Genomic DNA, 4,795 nt, shown 5'->3' on the forward strand with positions numbered 1-4,795 from the left:
CGGGGGGTGAAGCGGACCTCGGTGCCGGGGGTGAGCGTGCCCCGGTCGGCGCGGAGCAGCCGGCGGGTGACGCCCCGCTCGTCGCTGTGCAGGACCTCCTCGACGACCGCGTGCCCGCCGTCCGCCCACTCGACCGCCCAGCGGCCGGGGCGCAGGCTCTCGGGGCCGCGGGTGAAGGTGACGCGGCCGGGGGCGAGGCCGCGGACCACGACCGGCCCGGACTCCGGGACGGCGGCCACCGGACGGACCGTCCGCTCGGAGGCCCGACGGCCGATCACCAGCACGGCGGCCCCGACCGCGGCGGCCGCCACGACGGCGGCGGTTCCCCAACGCATTTCGCTCCCCGCTCTGTTACTCACGGACCGGACGGTGTTCGGGCACCAGTTCACCGGCGCTCCGTCCGCCCGGCCACCGGGCTGGGCCGTCCGGGTCACCCGGGCGGCGGCCCGGCGGCGCCGAGGAGGTGCCGGAAGCGGGCGGCGAGGGCGGCGAGGGCGGCGGCGGGGGCTTTCCGCGGTGCCTGCCACCGAACCGCAGGCGTGGCCCCGGTCCTGCCCCAGCCGCCGAACGCACGAAGCGGCCCGGCCGCGGACCGGTGCCGCGCCGGGGATCCCCCGGCGTGTCAGCGGCCCCGCGCCGGACGATCCCCGGCCTGTCGGCGGCGTCCGCGTGTGACCAACCCCTCCGTGACCTCGGTTGACTCCCGGTTCGGGCCCGTGATGGGATCCTGGGGCCAAACGGAGGCATGGAGAGGAAGCCGGTGGAATTCCGGCGCGGTCCCGCCACTGTCACCGGGGAGCACGCTCGGAACATCGCCACGGCGGCCGTCGACGGCCGCTGGAAGGCTCCGGGGGTGCGTTCGACCCGGAAGCCAGGAGACTCTCGCCCCCGTCACGTCGATCCAGGGCGCGGACCCTGAGTGAGGACACGCACGCGATGCAGGCTGCCCCGCCCCACCGGACTCCGAGCTGCCTTCCGCCGTGCCCCCGATGACCCCGCTCGGGCCCTCCTCCTCGCCGCGCCCGCTGGCCCGCGCCGCCGCGTTCGCGCTCGGCGCCGTCGCGGGCCATGTCGCCGACGCCCGCTTCGCCGACCCCCGCCGGGGCCATCCGGTGGCCGTCTTCGGCAGCGCCGCGACCCGGCTGGAGCGTCGGCTGTGGCGCGACGACCGCGGCGCGGGGGCCGGGTACACGGCGCTGTGCGTGGGCGCGGTCGCGGCGGGCGCGCTCGCCCTGGACCGTACGGTGGGCCGGCGTCCGCTGAGCCGGGCGGTGCTGGCGGCGGCCGCGACCTGGACGGTGCTCGGCGGCACCTCGCTGACCCGGGAGGCGCGCACCATCGGCCGCTCGCTGGCCGCGGGCGACCTCGCGGCCGCCCGGGAGCGGCTGCCGCACCTGTGCGGGCGGGACCCGAGCGCGCTGGACGGGCAGCAGATCGCCCGGGCGGTGGTCGAGTCGGTGGCCGAGAACACCGCCGACGCCGTGGTGAACGCGCTGACCTGGGGCGCCCTGGCCGGCACGCCCGGCCTGCTGGCCTTCCGCGCCGTGAACACCCTGGACGCGATGGTGGGCCACCGCTCGCCGCGCTACGCCCGGTTCGGCTGGGCCTCGGCCCGGCTGGACGACCTGGCGGGCTGGCCGGGCGCCCGGCTGACGGCGCTGCTGACGGTGGCCGCCGCGCCCGAGCCCCGTACGGCCTGGCGGGTCTGGCGGCGCGACGGCTCCGCGCACCCGAGCCCGAACGCGGGCCAGGCCGAGGCGGCGTTCGCCGGCGCGGTGGGCGTACGGCTGGGCGGGGCGCTGCGGTACGGCGAGAGGGTGGAGCACCGGCCCGTACTGGGTGCGGAGCTGCGGCCGGTGACGGTGGACGACATCGAGCGCGCCTGTGCGCTCTCCCGGCGGGTGGGCGCACTGGCGCTGGGTACGACGGTCGCGGGGCACGTCCTGCTGCGGATGCTGCTGAGGAAGAGGGGACGGGCATGAGCAAGGCGCTGCTGGTCGCGGGGACGACCTCGGACGCGGGCAAGAGCGTGGTGACGGCCGGGATCTGCCGTTGGCTCGTCCGCCAGGGCGTGCGGGTCGCGCCGTTCAAGGCGCAGAACATGTCGCTCAATTCCTTCGTCACCGCCGACGGCGCCGAGATCGGCCGCGCCCAGGCGATGCAGGCGCAGGCCGCCCGGGTGGAGCCGGAGGCGGCGATGAACCCGGTGCTGCTCAAGCCGGGCGCGGACGGCCGCAGCCAGGTGGTGCTGCTCGGCAGGCCGGTGGCGGAGGTGGGCGCGCTGGACTACCGCGAGCGCAAGCCCGTCCTGCTGGAGCGCGCCCTGGAGTGCCTGGCGGACCTGCGTGGCCGCTACGACGTGGTGGTCTGCGAGGGCGCGGGCTCGCCCGCCGAGATCAACCTGCGCGACCGCGACATCGCCAACATGGGCCTGGCGACGGCCGCCGCCCTGCCGGTGGTGGTGGTCGGGGACATCGACCGCGGCGGGGTCTTCGCGGCGATGTACGGGACGCTGGCGCTGCTGTCGGCGGAGGACCAGCGGCACGTGGCCGGCTGGTTCGTCAACAAGTTCCGCGGTGACGCGCGGCTGCTCGCGCCCGGGCTGGAGATGCTGCACGGGCTGACCGGCCGTCCGGTGCTGGGCACGCTGCCGATGCTGCCCGGGCTCTGGCTGGACGCCGAGGACTCGCTGGACCTGTCGACGGTGGTGGACCGGGCGGACGGGCCCGGGCCGTACGGCGCGGACGTGCTGCGGGTGGCCGTGGTGCGCTTCCCGCGGCTGTCCAACTTCACCGACATGGACGCGCTCGCGCAGGAGCCGGGCGTGCTGGTGCGCTGGGCGACCCGCCCGGAGGAGCTGGCCGACGCCGACCTGGTGGTGCTGCCCGGCACCCGGGCCACCGTCGCCGACCTCGCCTGGCTGCGCGAGCGCGGTCTGGAGCCGGCGCTGCGGGCCCGGGCGGCGGCCGGGCTGCCGGTCCTCGGGGTCTGCGGCGGCTACCAGATGCTGGCGCGCTCGATCGTGGACGAGGTCGAGTCGAGGGCGGGGGCCGTCGAGGGCCTCGGCCTGCTGCCGACGCAGGTGCGGTTCGGCGCCGAGAAGGTGCTGGCGCGGCCGGTCGGCGAGGCGTACGGGCAGCGGGTGGAGGGCTACGAGATCCACCACGGCGTGGTCACCGTCGAGGGCGGGGACACGTTCGTCTCCGACGGCCGGGGGCGGAGTCTGGACGGCTGCCGGGTGGGCCCGGTCTGGGGCACGACCTGGCACGGCGCGCTGGAGAACGACGGGTTCCGCCGCGAACTCCTGCGCGAGGTCGCCGCGTTGTCGGGCCGGGCGTTCGTCCCGGCCCCGGACACCTCCTTCGCCGCGGCGCGCGAGGCCCGGCTGGACCGGCTGGGCGACCTGATCGAGGAGCACGCCGACACCGACGCGCTGTGGAAGCTGATCGAGGGCGGGGTGCCGGCGGCCGGATCGCTGCCGTTCGTCCCGCCCGGGGCCCCTGGGAGTGACGCATGAGCCGGGTACGGCGGCAGTGCCGAGTACGGCAGCAGAGCCGGGCAGGATCACGGAGCCGGGCAGGATCACAGGACCGGACGGTGCCGCGGAACCGGGCACGACAGGAGTGGGGTACGGCATGAGTGACGTCCGCTATCCGTTCACCGCGATCGTCGGCATGGCCGACCTGCGGCTCGGGCTGCTGCTGAACGCGGTCTCCCCGGCCGTGGGCGGCGTGCTGGTGCGCGGTGAGAAGGGCACCGCGAAGTCGACCATGGTGCGCGCGCTGGCCGGCCTGCTGCCGTCCATCGCCACCGTGGACGACTGCCGCTTCGCCTGCGACCCGGCCGCGCCCGACCCGCAGTGCCCGGACGGGCCGCACGTCTCCCCGCCCGCTTCCGAACGGCCGGCCCAGCTGGTCGAGTTGCCGGTCGGCGTGGCCGAGGACCGGATCGTCGGCTCGCTCGACCTGGAGCGGGCGCTGGCCGAGGGCGTCAAGGCGTACGAGCCCGGGCTGCTCGCCAGGGCGCACCGCGGCGTGCTCTACATCGACGAGGTGAACCTGCTCCAGGACCACGTGGTGGACCTGCTGCTGGACGCCGCCGCGATGGGCCGCTCCTACGTCGAGCGCGAGGGCGTGTCGGTGCGCCACGCGGCCCGGTTCCTGCTGGTGGGCACGATGAACCCGGAGGAGGGCGAGCTGCGGCCGCAGCTGCTCGACCGGTTCGGCCTGACCGTCGAGATCGCCGCCACCCGGGATCCGGCCGAGCGCGCCGAGGTGGTCCGCCGCCGGCTCGCCTACGACGCGGATCCGACCGGCTTCTCCGAGCGGTTCGCCGCGGAGGAGTGGGCTCTCGCCGAACGCATCGTCGCGGCGCGGGAGTTGCTGCCCAAGGTCGAGCTGACCGATGTGGCGCTGCGTCAGATCACCGCCGTGTGCGCCGCGTTCGAGGTGGACGGGCTGCGCGCTGACATCGTGATGGCCCGCACCGCCGTCGCGCTGGCGGCCTGGGACGGGCGCACCGAGGTGCAGGAGGAGGACGTCCGCAAGGCGGCGCAGCTGGCGCTGCCGCACCGGCGCCGCCGCAACCCCTTCGACGCGCCGGGGCTGGACGAGGAACAGCTGGACCGGACGCTGGAGGAGCACGCGCAGCAGGAGGAGCCTGAGCCCGAGGGCGACGGGTCCGGCCCGGACGGCGACGGGCCGGAGGGCGGCCCGGACGGGGGCGGCCCCGACGGCGGCGGCGCGCCCGAGCCGTCCGACGGCGGCCCCGAGGGGTCCGCTCCCGAGCCGTCGGC

At 76.7% G+C, this 4,795-nt stretch carries 3 protein-coding genes, 1 pseudogene and 1 riboswitch; of the genes and pseudogenes, 3 read left to right on the forward strand and 1 reads right to left on the reverse strand.

Features of this window, described 5'->3' with window-relative positions:
* A pseudogene (locus ACIQOV_RS28025) lies at positions 1–335 on the reverse strand (hypothetical protein); the annotation flags it as partial.
* A gap of 414 nt (positions 336–749) precedes the next feature.
* A riboswitch (cobalamin riboswitch) is annotated at positions 750–882 on the forward strand.
* Positions 883–989: 107 nt separating this feature from the next.
* Between ACIQOV_RS28025 and ACIQOV_RS28030 the strand changes: the two are divergent.
* The 3 genes from ACIQOV_RS28030 to ACIQOV_RS28040 all read left to right on the forward strand — a co-directional run.
* Positions 990–1,982: a cobalamin biosynthesis protein gene (locus ACIQOV_RS28030; protein WP_401053164.1), complete on the forward strand. Its 993-nt coding sequence runs from the start codon at positions 990–992 to the stop codon at positions 1,980–1,982.
* Positions 1,979–3,517, forward strand: a complete 1,539-nt coding sequence (locus ACIQOV_RS28035) for a cobyric acid synthase (protein ID WP_401053166.1) — start codon at positions 1,979–1,981, stop codon at positions 3,515–3,517. The genes ACIQOV_RS28030 and ACIQOV_RS28035 overlap by 4 nt, the downstream gene beginning before the upstream one ends.
* Positions 3,518–3,635: 118 nt before the next feature.
* Positions 3,636–4,795, forward strand: a 1,160-nt coding sequence (locus ACIQOV_RS28040; RefSeq protein WP_401053168.1) for an ATP-binding protein, incomplete at its 3' end; no start/stop codon positions are given.

The sequence above is a fragment of the Kitasatospora sp. NPDC091257 genome, assembly GCF_044757675.1.
GTDB classification, from domain to species: domain Bacteria; phylum Actinomycetota; class Actinomycetes; order Streptomycetales; family Streptomycetaceae; genus Kitasatospora; species Kitasatospora lactacystinica.

What these genes read in the sequence shown, in the direction of transcription:
- ACIQOV_RS28030 (WP_401053164.1), top strand. Translation starts at nt 990, where the DNA reads ATGACCCCGCTCGGGCCCTCCTCCTCGCCGCGCCCGCTGGCCCGCGCC.
- ACIQOV_RS28035 (WP_401053166.1), top strand. Translation starts at nt 1,979, where the DNA reads ATGAGCAAGGCGCTGCTGGTCGCGGGGACGACCTCGGACGCGGGCAAG.